Origin of the sequence: Paenibacillus brasilensis (genome assembly GCF_009363115.1) — a bacterium.
In the GTDB taxonomy this organism is placed as follows: Bacteria; Bacillota; Bacilli; order Paenibacillales; family Paenibacillaceae; genus Paenibacillus; species Paenibacillus brasilensis.
The window spans coordinates 1,488,322-1,507,021 of the sequence record NZ_CP045298.1; the positions used below are offsets into that span (position 1 = coordinate 1,488,322).

Consider the following 18,700-nt stretch of genomic DNA (forward strand, 5'->3'; position numbering starts at 1 on the left):
GGGGATCAGCATGCCAAAATTGAACGTTCGAACAGCAACCTCAGAAGATCTGGATCGTATTTAGACATTTACAATCAGGGGATTGAAGATCGGATAGCTACACTAGAGACAGAAGCCAAAGACTTCAACTATATGGTTAACTGGTTTAGAGAACATCAAAATCGCTACACTGTTTTGGTCGCAGAATCGGACGGAATTGTGGTTGGCTGGGCTTCTTTGAATCGTTATTCTCATCGTTGTGCTTATGATGGTGTAGCAGACCTATCGATTTACGTAGACCGAACTTTCCGAAGTAAAGGCGTTGGTAGTACGCTTCATTCGGAATTAGAGAAAGAAGCTCGGAAAAGCAATTTTTATAAAATTGTCCTGTTTACCTTTCCCTTTAATGAAAACGTTCAAAGGCTTTATCGAAAAATGGGTTACCATGAAGTCGGCATTTTTGAAAAGCAAGGGGTTATAGACGGCCAATATATAGACGTAATGATTATGGAAAAATTGATAAACCATATGCGTTAAATGTAGCAAACAAGTAAAGGAAAGGCCCCTCACTTTGAGTTCATCGTGACTTATAGATTCTTATCAATATTTGACCAACTCGTAACTTTACCATTTAAATCGAATTGAACCGTCGAAAAACCATATCCCCACGAATCCCTAATCACGGATGTAGGGGCACCCATGGCATGAATCACTTGCTGTTTGGAGGACCCTTTCGTAAAAGGATCTGCAGTTTTTATTCGTGGACCCATAAATACATTTAAGTTATCACTAATGTTTGACCAACCAATAACCTCTTCACTACTTGAATTAAGCTGTACTGCCGAATAATCGTAGCCCCATGAGTCTCCAATGATAGACGTCGGTGTACCCATGGCATCAATTACATCCTGGATAGAAGATCCTATCGTAAATGGTGCGGCCCCCTTCTTTTTTGGGCCCATAGATACTTTCAAATTATGGTTGATATATTCTAACCAATGACATGGTCATTAGTGTCTAATACCACATTTGATTCCCCATAGCCCCATGAGTTTCCGTTGATCGACGTGGAAGTACCCATAACATCGATCACCTTTTCCTTTGGAGATCCTAGAGTAAAAAAATTAGTATTTTCTTCTATAACCATGCTTTTCTCGGAAAAAGCTGTCAACTCCGTCTCATTGCTTACCACATCTGAAGATGCAATCTTCTTACTACCATCATTATTGATCTTTTGAGATTCGTTAACAGAACTCGGAGAATCATGCCCGCTGTCTCCTTCATTTCCAAAGCCGGTTTGACTCGAATCATCGATTACTTGTGGCGTATCTGAAACTGGCTTTTCATCTGGGTTACCTATATTTGTACTTTTATTCACCTCAAAAGTAGGCCCATTTCCTAATGAAGAATGCCCCCCCTTTGAAAATCCAGAATGTGAAGGTGTATAGGATGGTGAATGATTAAAATATATCAATAGTCCAAATCCCACTAGAAGTGGAATCCCCCGATAATCGTAAATTATGCTAAAGGCGACACCTACCCATTTAAAAATGCTCCCCATATCTTTGATAATTTCGGTTGCTCCGGTAATACTTCATCGAGGAAATGTCTCTTCCTTTTATAATCAGGTTGCGTGTAATCCAGAAACAATTGATGCTCCGCTTTTACTTTCACAGGATGAGCATAGCTGGTAGCACCTATTTTGTTCATCAAATGATGATATGCTTCGCTCATTGGAAGGTCAGGTTTCAAACTGTTCGGAGTCTGCATGGAGGTTTCCAGATTGAGAAAATGGCGAAGAACTTCGTTACGTGCCATAGCCGTAAACACTTGAATTTTAAACAGCCGTGGTGTGTTGCGGTAAACGACGCTATTTTCGACAAACAGTTGGTTCATTTGTAGTTCCTTTCTCATCGCTTCACGTACATCTGTTTTAGCAAGTTCCAATATAGCTCCGTCCAACTTTCTCTCTCCCGTCCTCATTCAAGTATACATTCGTTTCGCTTACCCATTTTCAATTATTATACAAGACTAATCCTAATTTAAATAAAAACCCGATGAAACTTACTCATCGGGTTTTTATTTACAAATAATATCTTAATTAAGTGACGGATTGTCAAGCCAAGTGCGACAGTTCCTGTGTGAAAGATTCGTGAGCGGTTTTCCACCCCAGGCATTTTCGGGGGCGATGGTTGATTAAATCTAGCGAGCGCTCCAATGCCACATCGGATACTTGGGCAAAGTCTGTGCCTTTAGGAAAGAACTCTCGAAGCAAACCGTTCGCATTCTCATTCGATCCTCTTTGCCAGGAAGAGTATGGGTCAGCAAAGTAGATCTGCACGCCATGTGTGGTTTCCAGGTTCGCGTAACAGGCGAACTCTTTGCCTCGATCTGCAGTTGCTGTTTGAAACACCCCAACAGGGTACTGAGAAGCCGCTACGCCAAAGGCAATCTCCATCGACAATGCCGTTCGATCGGGCATTTGAATCGCGGTGTACAAACGGGTTTTCCGTTCAATGAAGGTTGCCACACAGCCTTTGCTTTTCCCACGACCAGACACCACCGTATCTAGCTCCCAGTGTCCAAAGGTGTCCCGGGAACGGATCTCCTTGGGGCGTTCGGAAATCGACTTACCCACGGCAAACTTCCCTCGTTTTTCAGCAGGCTGTTGCCGTTTACCTTTGTGCCGTAGCACCTTCACGTCCGCTTGGGCAAGGCGGCCTGCATAGAGCCAGCGATAGATGGTTTTGCAGCACACGGTGGGCTGGCCTTCTGCTCTAAAACGCTCCACGATCTGCTCAGGTGACCATGTCGCATGCAACTTCTCTTCGAGCTCTACCGCTTGTTCCTCTGTCCATTTACCTTGGGGTACAGAGGCTCTACGGCGCTGCTCGTAAGCATGTTGGGAGCGCTGTGCATCGTAGGGCTCTAGCTCAGCATTCCGACGAATTTCCCGACAAATGGTCGCATGATGTCGCCCCAGCTCCTCAGCGATGGCTCTTGAACTTTTCCCCTGCTGATGCAGGATTTCTAGCTTGCTTCGTTCGATTATGCTAAGATGTGAGTAGCTCATGGTGGATTCTCCTTGTGTGAATGTGGGTGTAGGAACTTTCATTCTACACGAATCCGGCCATGGGCCCTTTTTTATTTATTTCCAGCAGGTGTCGCACTTCATATTACAATCCGTCAAGTTTAATATAATATTTTACTACTTTTTATAAACTTCATAACTTTAGTACATCCGTACAACAATAAGTAAACTTGAATTTTTAGAACTCAACTTTATTGTGTTTGATCAGCAATTATGGTTTCTAAGGACGGTTTGTACTTATCTTTTTCCAATTCACTTAATGTACCCTTGAGAAATACCAATAGTTGATAAAAAGTCAGTTTGATTAAGCTTATTTAATTTTCGTATACTCTTTATCTTTTCACCCAAAGTCTTCATTACCTCACCTACCATCCATAAAAGTACAAAAAATACTTAATTCGTATAATTACATTAACTTTAGAAAATTAATTGTATTAAGAGAAAAAAACATTTTTTTGAATCGCGATAACTAACTCTTAATTTCTCATACTGTTTTCAAAGGAGACTTGAAATTATCCTGCTTCAATTACTTAAAAGATAACAATACAGGGCAGGCTTCAAATTTTTTGTTTTGTCATGAAACTAAACTCGCTCTGATTAAACCAACGTAGTGTATGTAGAAAATAAAGTCTTAGACCGGAATTGATGATTCTACAAGGTTTTTGGAGCTAGGGAATCGTCAGCCTTTGAGAAATAAGTTTAAGACTGAATACTTAGGAGAAGGTGCTTGTACAGCAAACAGACATTGTTCTGAGTAATAAAGTAGTAGACTGAGCATGGACTTTGTAATGGCCTGCAGCTGGCCGACGGCGGATGTGCCGATCGATGCGTGTCGGTACACATCCGGAAGAACAACCAGGAGCATGAGCCGAAGCTCTTCCTGCAGCTGGCCGACGGCGGACGTGCCGATCGATGCATGCCGGTACACATCCGGAAGAACAACCAGGAGCATGAGCTGAAGCTCTTCCTGCAGCTGGCCGTCGATGGACGGGCTGATTGCTGCGCGCCGGTGTGCATCCCAGTCAGTCTACAACTTTATTTTCTTAGTCTATCCTGAAAATATCGCTCCGTAGAACACCTAAAAAAGGCAACAAGAAAGCGACCCTCCGGCAAACAAAAAAATAGCCAGGGGCATTAGTAATGTATGGTTTGCATAACGATCAGGAAGCTGCCGTATTCACAGTAATTGATACACCTAATGACTCCAGTTTCTTAATGGAATGCTTGATGATCACGTCCCGTTTTCGTTCCTCGTAGTAGGTTGGACCTAGCTCGATGTAGGGTTGTTTCCGCTTAAGGATATAGTAAACCATAGATAATATACTGTGTGCTACTGCAACCGTCGCTCGGTTAGCTCCCCGACGCGCGGAAATCCGATGATACTGGCTGGATAAATACGTTTCTTTTGTTCTAGCCGCGGCCTTCGCAGCTTCTACAAGCGTACTTCGGAGTTTCTTATTTCCTTTTCGCGTCTTGCCGGACAATCGTTTTCCGGCGCTTTCATTCTGACCCGGACACAGCCCTGCCCAAGAACATAAATGGGCGGCGGAAGGATACTGATTCATATTAGAGCCAATTTCGGCTAGAATAGTCTCTGCTGTTCTTCGTGCCACACCTGGGATGGTGTCAAGCAGTTCCAAGTCTTCATCAAAAGGGAGCATGCGCTCTTTAATTTCCTCATCCAACCTGCCAATCTCTTCGTCCAAATAATCGACGTGACGGAGCTGAGCTCCCAGCATCAGTTTCTGATGAGGGCCCATTAAGCCGTTCAATGCTCGCTTCAAATCCGCTTTTTTGCTTTTCAACTTTCGTTTTGCAAGATCAGATAAAGCTTCAGGATCGGTTTCGCCAGCAATCATCGCCTCAATCATTGCACGTCCTGATTTCCCAAGCACATTGCTGGCAACCGAGGAAAGCTTGATGTTTGCTCCTTCCAGCACCTTTTGAATGCGGCTGACTTCCCGAGCTCGCTCTTCGATGAGACTACGGCGGTAGCGAATCAATTCCCTCAGCTCTCTTTGCTCGCGATTTGGGATAAAGCTACCCTTCAATAGACCATGCCGGAGCAATCCAGCAATCCATTCCGCGTCTTTGACGTCAGTCTTGCGTCCCGGAACATTCTTGATGTGCTGGGCATTCACAACAAGAGTCTCAATCTCCTCAAGCTCCAACAGGTTGTAGATTGGTTTCCAATATGCTCCAGTGCTTTCCATCGCTACATGAGTGCATTCCTTGACTTTGAGCCAATCTACAAGCAAAATTAAATCGTCGGTCATCGTGCCAAACGTACGGATTTCTTTACCTTCAGGCGTGATGGTGCAGGCAACGATGTTCTTTTTATGAACGTCAAGTCCGCACACATGACTGTAAACAACGTCCATTCGTAGCCTTCTCCTTACGGCAGCAAGATTGAAGGGGCTGGTGCAACAACCACATATGGTTATTCTATCCTGCGTGCTTCCAAATTCGGAGCAACAATCTGTGGTGCACCTGGTCGTTAGGGTCAGTCTAATACTCGGGCTCGAAGCACCATTGACTGCCGACCTGCCTTCGCCAGCCGTAAGTAAATTATATCGCATGCCTACCATTTTCATCATCTGTTGGTGCTGCGTTAGCGGCATGGGCGTCTAATACTTTATTTTCTTCTGACAAGTAGTGCCTCCTGAATTTAATAAAAGAGCCCGATGATACTTGCTCATCGGGCTTTTGTTAAATACTTACTTAGAAGAGATATGCTTATTAGTTGTCAGTAAAATTTAGCACACAACTTTATTGTCTGAAGACAGTTACTAACATTAATGTAACTGAACAATAATCTCTTTAAATATAAATTTTATATCCACACAATAAAAAAGTAATAATTTTGAAAACTCAACTTTATTGTCTTTTTTTCGTTCAGAACTCAACTTTATTGTATTTGAACACAAACTGCTTGGGTTGAAATTATGATTATTCTACAGTGACACTTTTCGCCAGGTTACGTGGTTTATCGACATCATGTCCCAGTGCAAGGGAAGCATAGTAAGCTAACAGTTGGAGAGCTACAACTGAAATGGCGGCCGACAGAATCGGAAGTGTCTTCGGAATTGCAAACACTTGATCCACAGATTTCAGCAGCTCAACAGCATGCTCTTCGTACGTGATTGCAAGTACGTCACCACCACGAGCCTTGACTTCCTTAATGTTGCTCACGGTTTTCTCCAGCACGGATTCCTGTGTTACCAAAGCGATAACCGGAATTCCGTCTTCGATCAATGCTAGTGTACCATGCTTCAGTTCACCAGCAGCATAAGCCTCAGAATGAATGTAGGAAATTTCCTTGAGCTTCAAGGAGCCTTCCTGTACTACAGCATAGTCCTGACCGCGCCCGATAAAGAACAGGTGCTTGTGGCTCGCAATTTGCTCAGCGTAGGCTTTGATCGAATCTGCTTTACCCAGCATTTCTTCCACTTGCTCTGGCAGTGATTCCATAGCGGCCAGCACATGAGCTACTTGCTCATCCGTTTGTGTGCCGCGTACTTGAGACAAATACAGACCAAGCAGATAAAAAGCAATCAGCTGTGAAGAATATGCTTTGGTGGAGGCTACGGCAATTTCCGGTCCTGCCAGTGTAACCAATACATCATCTGCATCACGAGCAATGGAGCTGCCAACTACGTTTGTAATCGCCAATACATGAGCTCCGTTTGCTTGTGCTTCACGCAATGCTGCCAATGTATCGGCAGTTTCACCGGATTGACTCACCACGATTACTAATGTTTCTGGCGTTACGATAGGGGAACGGTAGCGATATTCGGAAGCCACGTCATTTTCTACCGGAATACGAGCCAGACCTTCAATAACCGTACGACCAATCAAACCAGCATTGTAGGCTGTACCACAAGCAACGATTTGAATGTTGCGGATATTTTTAATTTGTTCTTCTGTCAGCTTCAGCTCAGGAAGAACGACTTTTTTAGTTTCTTTATCAATACGGCCCAACATCGTATCACGGTAAGCCTTAGGCTGCTCGTGAATTTCTTTCAACATGAAATGCTCATAGCCGCCTTTTTCCGCTGTTACAGCATCCCATTCGACATGAATCATTTCCCGAGAAATAAATTGGCCTTCGATTGTCATTAATTCGACGGCATCGCTGGTTAAAACAGCCATTTCGCCATCGTTCAAAATAAATACATTGCGTGTATATTTCAGAATAGCCGGAATGTCGGAACCGATAAAGTTCTCGCCTTCTCCCACACCAATAACCAGCGGGCTTGCTTGACGAACAGCTACCAGCTTGTTAGGTTCATGTTCTGTCAGCACACCCAGGGCAAAAGCACCGCGCATAAAGGTAATTGCTTTTTGTACCGCTTTAACGATATCTCCTTTATATTCACGCGCAATCAGATGGGAAATAACTTCCGTATCCGTTTCGGAAATAAAGGTATGACCTTCGCCGATCAGCTGCTCCTTCAGTTCCAGATAGTTCTCAATAATCCCGTTATGAACGACAGAGAACTTTTGGCTCTCATCCATATGTGGATGGGAATTTTCATCTGAAGGCTTACCGTGCGTTGCCCAACGTGTATGCCCAATACCTGCATGGCCTAGCAATGGCGCACCATCCAGCTTTGCTTCCAAATTTGCCAGACGGCCTTTAGCCTTGGCTACTTGCAGTCCTGAATCTGTAAACACGGCAATACCCGCAGAGTCATAACCACGGTATTCCAGCTTTTTCAATCCGTCAATCAATACCTCTTGCGTATTCTGATCACCAATATATCCTACAATGCCACACATATTCGTTATCCTCCCGATCATCATTTCACAGGACGACGCATCACAGGACTAACGTGTGCGGTAGATTGAGGAATAAAGTTCATTCATCTATGAAGTTGTCAATAATAACTATAAAATTACAGGCATCTCTTCACGAATGCAACGAAATTCCTAAACCGCGCACGCCAATGATGATGGCCGTACATTCATGAAATGAATCTTATAATTTAGGTTATAAAATATAATGGCATCTACCGGTGCGTTGTGTAAACAGTTGCCTGTTTATTTTCCGCTGCCGGTTTACGGCTTGATGCTTCACCGGAAGGTCCCCGCCGAATGTTTCGAACACCTTCACCTCGTCAGCTTGCTTTGTCGTGAACCGATTTGTGAGCAACATCATCCTAACTGATGTATTGCTTACCCACCAAGTCCCCCCGCACAAAATCAAGCTCTGGCGCTTGTATTACGTTACCTTACAACCCTCGCTTTCTCTATTTGAGTCACAGCATCCCTACATTATATTCAGCTCTATCTCATTTGGCAATAACAGTTTATTCATATTTACCTATATAGGTTACGATTCAGTGGAAAATATATACCCGCAAACGCGGCTGCCCGCTCTTTTTTACAGGCAACCACGTTTACAAAATTTTAAACTAATTCTTTTTTGACGACATCTACGATCTGTCCGACAAAATGCTCCAGCTCATCCTTATCCGGTCCTTCTGCCATCACACGAATAAGCGATTCTGTACCTGATGCACGGACCAGTACACGCCCATTATCCCCCAATTGCTGTTCCACCTGCTCAATCGCTTCTGCAATAGCAGGATTACCCTCGTAATTACGTTTATCCTGCACACGCACATTAACCAGCACTTGCGGATATTGCTTCATGAGCGATTTCAGTTCACTCATCTTTTTGCCAGAAGCCTTCAGGGTATCTACCAGTTGAATCCCGGTCAGCATACCATCGCCTGTTGTATTATGATCCAGGAAAATAACATGGCCAGACTGCTCGCCGCCTAGATTAAAGCCGCCCCGGCGCATTTCCTCCATGACATAACGGTCTCCGACCGCAGTCTTTGCAGTCTTGAGTGCCAGCTTTTCCGTAGCCTTATAAAAACCGATATTACTCATAACGGTCGATACAATGGTGCTGTCCTTGAGCTTCCCAGCACGGTTCATTGCATCCCCGCAAATGCAAAGGATATAGTCACCGTCTACCTCTTCTCCGTTCTCATCAATCGCGATCAGACGGTCAGCATCGCCATCAAAGGCCAGACCAATATCCGCTTTCAGACGGAGTACTTCCTCCTTCAGCTTTTCAGGATGAGTCGAGCCGCAATGATCATTGATATTCAGCCCGTTGGGCTCCGCACCAATCGTGTGAACTTCAGCTCCCAATTCCGTAAAAAGCTTCGGCGCCAGCTCATAAGCTGCCCCATTTGCGCAATCCAGTACAATTTTGAGTCCTTCAAAAGAATGACTAATTGTTGTTTTCAAAAACTCCAGATAATCATAGCGGGAATGCTCATCTATAACAACCGTACCCAATCCTCCACCAATCGGACGAGGCAGTTGGTCTTCTTTCGCATCCATCAACTCTTCGATTTTCAATTCTGTTTCATCTGTCAATTTGAACCCGTCGCCGCCAAAAAACTTAATCCCGTTGTCTTCCACCGGATTATGGGAAGCCGAAATCATTACACCAGCGTCGGCTTTCAATTGACGTGTGAGATAGGCAACCCCCGGCGTCGAAACAATCCCCAGACGAACCACGTTAGCCCCAATAGACAGTAAACCGGCTACAAGCGCCGATTCCAGCATCAGGCCAGACACACGTGTATCCATACCAATAACAACGGTTGGTTTCTCCACATTACCTGCTAAAACGTATCCGCCACAGCGGCCAATGCTATACGCCAGCTCTGCTGTAAGCTCCTGATTAGCAATGCCTCGTACGCCATCTGTACCAAAATATTTCCCCATGTAAAATGACTCCCTTTTTTTGTCTAATAAATCTTGAGTATTTACTACAGATAAAACATGTTATGGCTGACTGTTCTCCGGGGTTCCATTTGCAGAAGAAGCTGCGCCGTTATGAGGACTTGTCTTATCCTCCGCAGCTGCATTTCCCCCGGAATTAGCATCTGAGTATCCACCCTGGCCATTTTGCCCCTCCTCATGCCTCTCCTGACCCTTGTCGCCACTACCGGAAGGATTTGATTCATTCTCATTACTTGGACTCGTTACAGTAGGCGTTGAAGGGCCTACAATGTTTACTGTTGCCTTTAGCTGATCGGCATTCCCGGCTTGCGCAATATATTTAGGCAAGCCTACCTGCAACGTAACCTCATGCTGACCAGGCGCAAGGCCACTTACGTCTGCTACCAGGCTAATATCATCATTGGTTAGATTGCTTACCATATCCTGCGGTCCTTTCACAGTAACATCCATCATCTTGCTAGCAGGCGCTGTAATGGTCGCAGTAGTTCCATCCCCTGCACCTTGTAAAGCGATTGGAATGCCAGAGAGCGTCCGTTCCGTATCTGTGACCTGATTGGAAGGAACGACCGTCACTTCAATTTGTATCGAGCCTGGCTCGATTTTATCAGAACCGGCGGGCGCTGCCAAATTAGCTTGGACTGTACGCGTCCCCGCTTCCGTAAATTGACTAAGATCCAATGTGGCTGTGACGTAGGAACTGAGGCTGCTCAATACATCCTGTGATGCATATACGGCGGCTTCCTTCACGTTTGTACTTACCTTGGAAAGTGCCAGCCCGTCTGGCAAATCTCCCGTATAGACGATCTTAACAGGCACAGACTTTGCCTGCTGAGATACCGGAATCTCGACGGACACTGTAGACGGCTCGATAACGGCTCCTGTAAGTTCTTGCCCCTTTTTGTTATATGCCCTCAATTTCACGCGCTTCTGCTCGAATTTTTCCGTGATGCCATCCGTATCGACGGCCCCCTGCACAGCAGTCACGGTACTTAACTGACTTTTGGGTAGGGTCACCTTCACGGTTTGAGGAGTAACTACAGGCTTGCCAAGCTGCAAGCCAGCATCCGGGTTGCCTTTGGGCACAATAGAAACATTAAATGTTTTCGTTTGCTTTTCCTCAATTGTTACCGTAACTCGATTTGGAGTCATAGATACCAGCTCCACCCCATCCGGTAAATCTGGTTCTAGTGCCAATGTTCTGGTGCCTGCTCCTAAACCGCTTAGATTTAATTTTGCCTGATAACTATCTGCAAAAAAAGAAGTCAGTACAGAACGCTGTCCTCTGACCTCCATTCTTACATGGTCAGTATCCATAGTAGCCAACACATATTTGGACTCATCCAGACCACTAGCCTGAATGCCCACATTATCAATCACCTTATTATCATAGGAAACAGTTAATGTCGATGAAGGTGTACCTGTATCCAGATGAACCATTCCCCACAGCATCACGGCAACGGCAAGCGCCAATATCTTGGAAATCGTATTATTGTTAATCCATTTGTCCATCATGAATTTCCACGGCCTCCCCTCCGATTCCAGAATGAGCCGCGTTTTTCTTTCAGAGACGGTGTTGGCCGCAGTTCCTCATACAGCTTGGAAATTAAGGATTCTTCCTTAATGTCGCGCACGACCTGTCCATTAATTGCCAAAGAAATTTGCCCTGTTTCCTCCGATACTACGACAGTTACGGCATCCGTCACCTCGCTCACCCCAATAGCAGCCCGGTGACGGGTTCCCAGCTCCTTGCTGATGAATGGATTTTCCGACAACGGTAAATAGCAGGCTGCAGAAGCAATCTGCTTATTTTGAATGATTACCGCACCATCATGCAGAGGCGTATTCGGGATAAAGATATTGATTAGCAGCTCAGAACTGACCACTGCCTGTGTCTTGATACCAGACTCCGTGTATTCATTTAGCCCTGTCTCGCGCTCAAATACAACCAAAGCTCCTATTTTTCTACGTGATAAATAATTCAGCGCCTTAATCATTTCCCCAATTAACTTGTTGATCTCTTCATCATCCGCAGACGAACGCCCAAATAGTTTGCCTCGCCCCAATTGTTCCAGAGCACGACGCAACTCAGGCTGAAAAATAATAAAAATAGCTACCACACCAAAAGTGAACATCTGGTTCATCAACCATTTGAGCGTGTACAAATCAAACCAGGTGCTAACTGCCCAAATGACGACCAGAAACAGTATGCCTTTCAACAATTGAACCGCACGCGTTCCGCGAACAAGTAAAATAAGCTGATACATAATATAGGTAACGATCAAAATGTCGATAATATCTTTAATGGACTCTTTCCAAGTCAGGTCCGCAAAATAATCCAACATGCGCATGCCCCCGCAACTTTCTGTAGTGAGTGGGTGTAGTATGTACACAATATGCTCTCTCTATCTAGGTTATAACGATAAGGCTCGCGTTGCAAGCTGTGCGACAAAAGAACCGCTAAAATCAGTAAAAAACAGTACAATTCGCCAGTTTTATGTACAAAAAAACGCCTTTTCCAGCGGAAAGAGGCGCTCGATATCGTTCTTGCCATGTCAAGCTTCTTTTACGGAGAAGACGGGTCCCCGAACAAATCGGAAACTTTATACCAAATCCAATCCAAGGTTTGATCAATGCTTTTGACCTGTCCTGCAATATGAGCTGTTGACGCTTGATAATAGGAACCGTCAATCACAGTTACATTTCCTTCCACATCGCCGTATACCCGAGCCTTGCCATTTTGCACTGTCAAATCTCCGGCAATGGATTTCCCTTCAGGCACAATCACTGTATCGCCTTGAATAACGACTTGATCCAGGTTGCTGCCTTTGACTACCAATTGATGATCCGTGCCTGAAAAGCTGGCCATACTTGAGCACACAACAATAAGAAAAAAGGCGGCAGCTGTTACAGCGGGATGCCTTTTCACCCAAGACAGCATAGGTGCCACGGTCTGTCTTTTATGCGGCGGCAAAGCATTCATAATGCGAAATGTCAGCTCATCCGATACACACGGCACTTGATAATGGCGTGTACCATAAAGCATCGCATCCGTCTGTTCCAGCTCTTTAAAACGCATGCGACATTCCGGGCAGTCTAACAAGTGTTGTTCCAACTCATGTTTGTCCCGCTCAGACAGGTCGCCATCTAGATAGTCATGCATAAAAGAGACGGCTTGTTTGCAATCCATATGAGCCAATCCTTTCTAGTATTCTTCCGTGTTTCTCAACATAACATGCCCCGTCTTAGAGCTTTGCTCTTCTTACATACGTTATAGCGAGCATTATGTTTCATAAAAACATCTATGCAGGTACTTCCCAAGTACCTAAGCACATGATTTTACAGCTTGTGCTCCAATTTTTTACGTAGAAAATCCCGGCCTCTATGGACTCTCGTTTTAATCGTAGTCACGGGAATATTAAGCACATCGCTAATTTCCTGCAAGGAAAGCTCCTGCAAGTACCGCAACACCATAATCGTCCTGTATTTGTCTGGAAGACTATCAATGGCATCATGAATTAATGCCTGTGTCTCGGACAACAATGTACGCCCCTCAGGGGTAAGCTCTTCACTAGCGAGCATGGCGTACCCATCGACACCTTCCTGATCATTCATTTCAGCATCAAGTGAGTATGTAGGTTTTCTCCTTCGCAGACGATCAATGCATAGATTTGTAGCAATCCGGTAAATCCAGGTCGAGAACTTCTGTCCATGGTCATACTTCTCCAAATTGCGATACACACGCAAAAAAGTTTCCTGCACCAGATCCTCTGCCTCATGGCGATTACCCAGCATCCGGTAGGAAAGATGAAAAATCCGATCTTTATATAACTCGACTAGCTCCGCAAAAGCCCGCTGATCACCTTTCTGTACCAGCCTAACCAAGCGGCTTTCCATATTATCCACTCTATACTCCCCCAGACTTGCTGATGGGTTACCTATTGCATATTTATGATTATTCATCGTAGTTTAATTTTATCCGAAAATCAACTATGGTATTGACACCCTCTGAACGGTCTTCTGTCATATTTTATTCACACAGCATAATCGGGCACTCCATGAGCGCCCGATTACCTGTATTCGTACAGCCAGGCTATATCAGCCTGTGTTCCTTAATCCTGCGGCAATTCCGTTAATGGTCAACAATACCTCACGCAGCAACTCAGCATCGTCTCCATTTTGATCACGCAGCTCGCGTAGCTCACTAAGCAACTGAACCTGCAGATAGCTTAACGGATCGACATAGGGATTACGTAACCGGATAGATTCCTGAATAACCGGCACGTCGTCCAAAATCTCGGATTGTCCGGTTATTTTCAAAATCAGTTCAGATGTCAGCTTGAACTCCGCTGAAATCTGTCCGAAAATACGCTGTCTTGCCTCTTCATTATCGGACATTCCCGCATATTCCTCAGCTATTAGCAAATCCGCTTTAGCAATCGCCATTTGCAGCGTATCAATAAGGGATCTGAAGAATGCCGAGTCCTTAAACATCGTTTGCAGCACCTTGAGGTTATCCTCATTGTTCTGATAAAAGCTTTGCAGGCCTGTTCCAGCCGCATACCATGCAGGTAACAAGTAGCGACTTTGTGTCCATGCAAAAACCCATGGAATGGCACGCAAGTCCTCAAAACGCTCGCTATTCTTACGCTTGGACGGACGAGATCCAATATTCAGTTCGCCCAACTCAGGCAGCGGTGTCGATTCTTTGAAGAAAGCGAAGAAGTCCGAATCTCGGAAAATCAAATCCTGATACTTGTTCAATGATACCTCGGAAATACGGGCAATGATCTCTTCCCAGCTTTCCTCGAACACTTCCTTCTTCCCGGAACGATGATATGCAGCAGCCGTAATCAAGGCTGAAGTCGCCTGCTCCAGACTCCGATAAGCAATGCCTTTGAGCGAGTAGCGGGATGATAGCACTTCGCCCTGCTCCGTAATCTTAATTCCACCACCAATGGTATGAGGAGGTTGAGCCAGGATACTGCGGTTAAGCGGCATTCCTCCGCGGCCCAGTGCCCCACCACGACCGTGGAAGAACTTCACTTTTACGCCAAACTCATTAACCACTTCTGTAATGCTGTTCATAGCGACCCGAAGCTCCCAGTTGGCCGTAACCACGCCGCCATCCTTGTTACTGTCCGAGTAGCCCAGCATGATCTCCTGAAGCTGATCCATTGCGGCTACAGATTGTCGATATACAGGCAAGTTCAACAATCTTCTCATAATACTTGGTGCAGCATGCAGATCGTCTATCGTTTCAAACAAAGGAACGGATTGCAGTGTACATACGACAGTGCCACCTTTTTCAATGCGGAACAGCCCTGCTTCTTTGGCTAGCACCATAACCTCCAGCAAGTCACTGGCTCCCTGGGTCATACTGATGAGGTAGCTTGTAATGGACTGCTTGCCGAATTCCTTCTGAGCCATATAAATCGTACGATATACGTCAAGACATTCCTGCGTACTGTCGCTATATTTTAAATACGGCGAAGTAATCGGACGAGGTTCGTTCAGCAGCTTTTCCAGCAGATCTATCTTTTCTTCTTCTGGCAATTTACCGTAATCTGATACGATATTCATTTTAGAAAGAATTTCAGTCATCGCATTTTCATGCTCCTGACTATGCTGTCGTACATCCAGTGTAGCTGTATGGAATCCGAATAGCTCTACCTGGCGGATCATCTTTTGAATATACGTGTCCGCAACATAATCCGCAAAATGATGACGTAAGCTGTTATCAATAACATTCAAGTCTGCAATTAGCTCTTCAGCAGAGCTATAACGTTCCTTGGTGCCCTGTTTACTTTCATCCAAAATGTTATTCACCTTGGCAATCATGTATGCAAGTTTAATCCGATAAGGCTCTTTTTCGTTATGCCATACTTCCATCTTTTTGAGCGTAATATGCGTACGATCTTTTTCAATTGAAGCCAGCAGATCATCTGAAACGCGCACAATGCTAGTGCTGAAGCTCAAGTATCCCATAAGTTCTTTCAGTGTGTGCTGATATTCTCTCAAAGCCAGCTTGCGTTGCATACGTAATGTTTCCCAAGTTACATGAGCTGTCACAGACGGATTGCCATCCCGGTCTCCACCAATCCAGGAGCCAAATCTCAGATAAGTTGGAATGTGCCACTTTTGTTCGGGATAGTATTTGCTTAAACATCGCTCCAATTCCTGGTATACATCCGGCAATACATGAAACAATGTCTCATGAAAATAATACATTCCATTTCTTACTTCATCTAATACGGTTGGCTTGCGGTCACGCAGCTCATCTGTCTGCCACAGTGTAATGACTTCATTCAGCAGATTCTCCCGTACCTGTTCCCGCTCACGCAAGGTAAGCATCGGATTATCCAGCAGCATGACATCCTCAGAAATCCGCTTGTGGATATCCAGGATTACCCGTCGTGTTGCTTCTGTAGGATGTGCGGTCATAACCAGTTCCAGAGAGAGCTCCTCTAGCATGTTGGTAACGTCCTCGGCAGAGAATCCCCCTTGCTTAAGCTCCTGAACGGAACTTTCAATGGAGCCGGGTTGAACATCTTCACCAGCGTAATGCTCATAATCCCGCTTACGACGAATACGATGGTTTTGCTCAGCGATATTCACCAACTGAAAATAAATCGCAAACGCGCGAATAACCTGGTGACGAATATCCGTATCCAGTCCGCTGACCATTTGTTTGAAATTCTCATACAACTCCGGCTGATACCCGGCACGTAACGATTTACTTGTCTCACGTATTTTTTCCACGATATCCAAAAGTTCGTTGCCACCCTGATGAACCAAAACCTCACCAAGAATATTACCTAGAAAACGAACGTCCCGCCGCAGCAGATTGTTGGATTGGTTTTTGTTTGCGGTTAACGTAAGCTCGGTCATGCTTTTCCCCCCATCTGTTCTGTTCCACACCATATACAGCTTTGTTGCAAAGGTACGTATAAACACGAAATTTGACACTTTCTTAACATCATACAATAAAAACGTATGAAAAGCTGCAAATTTTACAGTAAAAAATCATTCATTTTAAATACTTTTTTTGAGAATATATTGGTTTTTTATGCACAAAAATGAAATTAAATAACTTGATTCGCTAAATCCCAAGAGTTTCATGAAATTTTATACACAATTATTATAAAAAGTATGATTTCTAGTGCAAAAATCATGCATCATTATGTGTACATGTTTATGATTTGTTGACAATATGAGGATATTTAAGCTTCTATCCACAAAGATATACACAAATTAGTTACTAATCAATACAACAGATGTGTTTCTTCATCCAATCATCCGCAATTACTCACATAAAAAGAAGAGAATGTGTACAACCAACCAGCAATTTTAGAGTTATCAACATGAATGCATATCGTTAGCAATCATAGGATTCCTATTTTAAAGGGACTTGATCACGAAATTAGCCTTACTACAGAAGAAAGATATATATTGGAGGAGAAATTCAGGATCTAGGCAATCATAGTAACAGAGCCTATGTACAATATGCACAAGTCATCCCCAACTGTGCATGAGAGAGATACATTGGCAACGGCCTCTACATACCGAAGTGGATATAATGTGGACAAAATAAAAAGAAGCCTTTCGGCTTCTAAGTAATCATTAAGCGGGTGATGGGAATCGAACCCACGCTATCAGCTTGGAAGGCTGAAGTTCTACCATTGAACTACACCCGCAAATTAGTATCGGGATGACACGATTTGAACATGCGACCCCCTGGTCCCAAACCAGGTGCTCTACCAAGCTGAGCTACATCCCGATATATGCTTTTTGTAAATATGGCGCGCCCTGAGAGATTCGAACTCCCGGCCTTTTGATTCGTAGTCAAACGCTCTATCCAGCTGAGCTAAGGGCGCAAATATGGAGCGGACGACGGGAATCGAACCCGCGACCCTCGCCTTGGCAAGGCGATGCTCTACCGCTGAGCCACGTCCGCGAAAAAAATATGCGCGTGGAGGGACTTGAACCCCCACGTCAAAGACGCTAGATCCTAAGTCTAGTGCGTCTGCCAATTCCGCCACACGCGCATGTAATATAATGGTGAGCCATGAAGGACTCGAACCTTCGACACCCTGATTAAAAGTCAGGTGCTCTACCAACTGAGCTAATGGCTCTCAATGGCTGGGGATATAGGATTTGAACCTATGCATGACGGAGTCAAAGTCCGTTGCCTTACCGCTTGGCTAATCCCCAATATGCATATGATTCACAATTCCCCAACTTTTCATCCTTTTGTTCGGATAAAAATGGTGGAGGCTGAGGGGATCGAACCCCCGACCCTCTGCTTGTAAGGCAGATGCTCTCCCAGCTGAGCTAAGCCTCCATATTACTTATGACCCGTAGGGGATTCGAACCCCTGTTACCTCCGTGAAAGGGAGGTGTCTTAACCCCTTGACCAACGGGCCATCCTACAACAAGCTCTCAACCGGGATCGAACCGGTGACCTCATCCTTACCATGGATGCACTCTACCTACTGAGCTATGAGAGCAAATGGCTCCCCGAACAGGACTCGAACCTGTGACAACTCGATTAACAGTCGAGTGCTCTACCAACTGAGCTATCAGGGAATAATAATCATTAAGATTCGCTTGGCGGCGTCCTACTCTCCCAGGACCCTGCGGTCCAAGTACCATCGGCGCTGGAGGGCTTAACGGTCGTGTTCGGGATGGGTACGTGTGGAACCCCTCCGCTATCGCCACCAAACATGAATTTGCGAGGCAAATTCTTTTTCAGGAATCAGCATCGCCAAATGCTGTGTGTTCGCTTGTCCAGCCTAAGCTACTTGAGCTTACGCTACATCAAACTTACACCCTGAAAACTGGATCCGAAACTCCATTGCG

The 18,700-nt window shown here is 44.9% G+C and carries 12 protein-coding genes, 11 tRNA genes, 1 rRNA gene and 1 pseudogene; 1 reads left to right on the forward strand and 24 read right to left on the reverse strand.

The features are described from left to right. The first annotated feature begins 10 nt into the window (after positions 1 to 10). Positions 11 to 516: pseudogene (locus GCU48_RS07020) on the forward strand (arsinothricin resistance N-acetyltransferase ArsN1 family A). Positions 517 to 566: 50 nt separating this feature from the next. On the opposite strand, the gene GCU48_RS07025 reads toward GCU48_RS07020, so the two are convergent. The 24 genes from GCU48_RS07025 to rrf form a co-directional block, all read right to left on the reverse strand. Then, positions 567 to 872 (reverse strand): hypothetical protein, encoded by a 306-nt coding sequence (locus GCU48_RS07025; protein ID WP_152379530.1) that lies wholly within the window; start codon positions 870 to 872, stop codon positions 567 to 569. 98 nt (positions 873 to 970) lie between these two features. Continuing rightward, the gene (locus GCU48_RS07030) at positions 971 to 1,468 is read right to left on the reverse strand and encodes a hypothetical protein (protein ID WP_152379531.1); all 498 of its coding nucleotides are present in this window, start codon (positions 1,466 to 1,468) and stop codon (positions 971 to 973) included. Positions 1,469 to 1,515: 47 nt separating this feature from the next. Then, the gene (locus tag GCU48_RS07035) at positions 1,516 to 1,941 is read right to left on the reverse strand and encodes a hypothetical protein (RefSeq protein ID WP_152379532.1); all 426 of its coding nucleotides are present in this window, start codon (positions 1,939 to 1,941) and stop codon (positions 1,516 to 1,518) included. A 154-nt stretch (positions 1,942 to 2,095) separates the two neighbouring features. After that, positions 2,096 to 3,052 (reverse strand): IS30 family transposase, encoded by a 957-nt coding sequence (locus GCU48_RS07040; RefSeq protein WP_152379474.1) that lies wholly within the window; start codon positions 3,050 to 3,052, stop codon positions 2,096 to 2,098. A gap of 1,178 nt (positions 3,053 to 4,230) precedes the next feature. Then, complete coding sequence (locus GCU48_RS07050) at positions 4,231 to 5,451, reverse strand: IS110 family RNA-guided transposase (RefSeq protein WP_152379533.1); 1,221 nt, start codon at positions 5,449 to 5,451, stop codon at positions 4,231 to 4,233. 568 nt (positions 5,452 to 6,019) lie between these two features. Further along, positions 6,020 to 7,852, reverse strand: coding sequence for a glutamine--fructose-6-phosphate transaminase (isomerizing) (gene glmS, locus GCU48_RS07055; RefSeq protein WP_152379534.1), 1,833 nt, complete (start codon positions 7,850 to 7,852; stop codon positions 6,020 to 6,022). Between the two features lie 630 nt (positions 7,853 to 8,482). Beyond that, positions 8,483 to 9,823, reverse strand: a complete 1,341-nt coding sequence (gene glmM, locus GCU48_RS07060) for a phosphoglucosamine mutase (RefSeq protein ID WP_025720876.1) — start codon at positions 9,821 to 9,823, stop codon at positions 8,483 to 8,485. 60 nt (positions 9,824 to 9,883) lie between these two features. After that, a complete protein-coding gene (locus GCU48_RS07065; RefSeq protein ID WP_152379535.1) occupies positions 9,884 to 11,353 on the reverse strand; it encodes a CdaR family protein in 1,470 nt (489 codons plus the stop codon). After that, on the reverse strand, positions 11,350 to 12,183 hold the full coding sequence (cdaA, locus tag GCU48_RS07070) for a diadenylate cyclase CdaA (RefSeq protein WP_013312127.1): 834 nt from the start codon (positions 12,181 to 12,183) through the stop codon (positions 11,350 to 11,352). The genes GCU48_RS07065 and cdaA overlap by 4 nt, the downstream gene beginning before the upstream one ends. 221 nt (positions 12,184 to 12,404) lie before the next feature. Then, the gene (locus GCU48_RS07075) at positions 12,405 to 13,028 is read right to left on the reverse strand and encodes a zf-HC2 domain-containing protein (protein WP_152379536.1); all 624 of its coding nucleotides are present in this window, start codon (positions 13,026 to 13,028) and stop codon (positions 12,405 to 12,407) included. A gap of 149 nt (positions 13,029 to 13,177) precedes the next feature. Then, on the reverse strand, positions 13,178 to 13,744 hold the full coding sequence (gene sigW, locus GCU48_RS07080; protein WP_025720879.1) for an RNA polymerase sigma factor SigW: 567 nt from the start codon (positions 13,742 to 13,744) through the stop codon (positions 13,178 to 13,180). 192 nt (positions 13,745 to 13,936) lie between these two features. Continuing rightward, positions 13,937 to 16,729: a phosphoenolpyruvate carboxylase gene (gene ppc, locus GCU48_RS07085; protein WP_152379537.1), complete on the reverse strand. Its 2,793-nt coding sequence runs from the start codon at positions 16,727 to 16,729 to the stop codon at positions 13,937 to 13,939. A 735-nt stretch (positions 16,730 to 17,464) separates the two neighbouring features. Beyond that, a tRNA-Gly gene (locus GCU48_RS07090) sits at positions 17,465 to 17,535 on the reverse strand. A gap of 9 nt (positions 17,536 to 17,544) precedes the next feature. Further along, a tRNA-Pro gene (locus GCU48_RS07095) sits at positions 17,545 to 17,618 on the reverse strand. Between the two features lie 20 nt (positions 17,619 to 17,638). Next, positions 17,639 to 17,715, reverse strand: a tRNA-Arg gene (locus GCU48_RS07100). 5 nt (positions 17,716 to 17,720) lie between these two features. Further along, a tRNA-Gly gene (locus tag GCU48_RS07105) sits at positions 17,721 to 17,795 on the reverse strand. A gap of 10 nt (positions 17,796 to 17,805) precedes the next feature. Beyond that, positions 17,806 to 17,886 (reverse strand) — tRNA-Leu (locus tag GCU48_RS07110). 11 nt (positions 17,887 to 17,897) lie between these two features. Further along, positions 17,898 to 17,973: transfer RNA gene (locus tag GCU48_RS07115), tRNA-Lys, on the reverse strand. Positions 17,974 to 17,977: 4 nt separating this feature from the next. Then, a tRNA-Gln gene (locus GCU48_RS07120) sits at positions 17,978 to 18,052 on the reverse strand. 54 nt (positions 18,053 to 18,106) lie between these two features. Continuing rightward, positions 18,107 to 18,182: transfer RNA gene (locus GCU48_RS07125), tRNA-Val, on the reverse strand. 10 nt (positions 18,183 to 18,192) lie between these two features. Beyond that, positions 18,193 to 18,264: transfer RNA gene (locus GCU48_RS07130), tRNA-Glu, on the reverse strand. A gap of 11 nt (positions 18,265 to 18,275) precedes the next feature. Beyond that, positions 18,276 to 18,348, reverse strand: a tRNA-Thr gene (locus GCU48_RS07135). Positions 18,349 to 18,351: 3 nt separating this feature from the next. Next, a tRNA-Asn gene (locus GCU48_RS07140) sits at positions 18,352 to 18,427 on the reverse strand. A 19-nt stretch (positions 18,428 to 18,446) separates the two neighbouring features. Further along, positions 18,447 to 18,563: ribosomal RNA gene (gene rrf / locus GCU48_RS07145) — 5S ribosomal RNA — on the reverse strand. Positions 18,564 to 18,700: the final 137 nt, after the last annotated feature.